Source organism: Chromobacterium alticapitis (assembly GCF_002924365.1).
Classification (GTDB): Bacteria; Pseudomonadota; Gammaproteobacteria; order Burkholderiales; family Chromobacteriaceae; genus Chromobacterium; species Chromobacterium alticapitis.
The window spans coordinates 1-2,070 of the sequence record NZ_PQWB01000165.1 but is presented as its reverse complement, the minus strand read 5'-3'; the positions used below and the strand labels follow the sequence as shown (position 1 = coordinate 2,070).

Here is a 2,070-nt window from a genome sequence, read left to right as displayed (position 1 = left end):
TGCACATCACGCCGCCGGCCATGCGGTGCTGTTCGACGATGTGACGGTGAGCAGCGCGCAACAAGGCGTGGTGGTGCAGGACGGTTTCGAAAGCGGGCTGGGCGCCTGGCAGGGTTCGGGCGAGCCGATCACGGTGACGATGGCCGGGGTGCCGGTGAACGGTGGGGAGTGGACGGCGGACACGCTGAGCGCCTATTTGCGGCAGCGGCCGGCGAATACGCAGGATCAAATCCACCGCCAGACCTATGACGCGGCCGGCGATCTGCTGTCCGTCAGCCAAGGCAATAGTGCCGGTATGGCGCAAGTTGCCCGCTACGAACTGGACGCCTACGGCAACCGGGTGAAAGAGTGGGATGGCAAAGACAACCTCACCACCCGCGAGTTCGACGCCCAGGGCCGGGTGCGCAAGGAAACCCACGGCGAAGGCGACGCCACCGTCACCGACTACGACGCCTTCGGCAACGCCGTCAAGATCACCGACCCGCGCGGCAACGCCGGCTACTTCTACTTCGACGCCAGCAACCGCCGCATCCTGCAAGTGGACCCGGAAGGCAGCGTCACCCGCACCGACTACGACGCCTTCGGCAACGCGCATCTCGTCACCCGCTACGCCAACGCCATCGATCCGGCGCAAGTGGCGGCCGGCACGCCGCCGGCCATCGTCGCCGACACGAGCCGCGACGCGGTGACCACCATCGAGCACGACGCATTGGGCCGGCAAACCCGGATCACCGACGCCGAAAACGGCGTCGAAGCCATGGAATACGACGCCTTCGGCAACAAGGTGAAGTACACCAACCAGCTGGGTGCGGTGTTCCGCTACGCCTACGACGGCACCGGCCATGTGCTGAAAGAAACCGGCCGCGACGGCGACCGCGATGACAGCGCCGTGCTCAGCGCCAAGCGCTTCGAATACGACGCCTTCGGCAATCGCACCCTGCAAGTGGAAGCGGACGGCCAGCCGGAACAGCGCAGCACCCGCTATGGCTACGACAGCCAGAACCGCCTGCTCAGCCAGACCGGCGACACGGTGCACACCTATACCCTGACTGGCCCGGACCTGAAGCCGGTGGAAGCGGATGTCGCCCCCACTGAAACCCGGCGCTACGACGCGGCCGGCAACCTGGTGGAATTCATCGACGCCAACGGCAACGTCACCCGCACCGCCTACGACAGCCAAAACCGCAAGATTCGCGAGCGCAACGGCGACGGCTACGTCACCACCTGGACCTACGACGGCAACGGCAATGTGAGCGAACAGCGCGTGTATGCCACGGCGGCGGGCCTGCCGGCCGACGGCAGCGTGCCGACGCCGACCGCCAGCGCGGACGACCGCGTCACCCGCTACGAGTACGACAAGAACAACCGGCTCAAGCGCACCATCGTGCCGGGCACCCTGCATCCCGAGGACCCGACCGATCCGGGCGCGATCCAAGTCGTGAAGCTGCACCGCTCGGCCGACCACGCTATCGACAACGGCGACAAGAGCAACTACGACATCCTGACCAGCGACCTGGTCACCAGCCGCGACTACGACGCCAATGGCAACGTGATCCGCGAAACCGACGCCAACGGCAACCTGGCCCAGGCTCAGGCCCGTGATAACGCTAAGCAGGCCGCCGCCTCGTCGCCGGGCGCGCACCGCTACTACGACCGCGCCGGGCGCAAGGTGCTGGAAGTGGACGCCGCCGGCTACGCCGTGGCCTGGGCGTACAACACGGCTGGCAAGCCGGTCCGCGAAACCCGCTACGCCGCCGCCATCGGCGTGCCGGCCGACAGCGACACGCTGGACACGGTCAAGGCGCGCCTGAAAACCGACGCCCAGGACCGGACCAGCGAGTTCGACTACGACAAGCTGGGCCGGGTGAAGGAAGAACGCCGGCTCAACGTCGCCTACTACCAACAGGCCGACTTCGCCGGCGCGACGGGCGACGCCCTCCCGCAAACGCTGCAAACCGGCGCCGTGCGCACCCAGTACCACTACAACCAGATGGGCCTGGTGGACCAGAAAACCGACGCCAAGAACGGCGTCACCGACATCGGCTACGACAAGCTGGGCCGCGAGACCCA

The 2,070-nt window shown here is 67.1% G+C and carries 1 protein-coding gene; it reads left to right on the top strand.

Annotated elements, in window-relative coordinates:
* Positions 1-2,070 (top strand): RHS repeat domain-containing protein (locus C2I19_RS20380; RefSeq protein ID WP_146056904.1); only part of this gene is annotated, 2,070 nt, incomplete at both ends.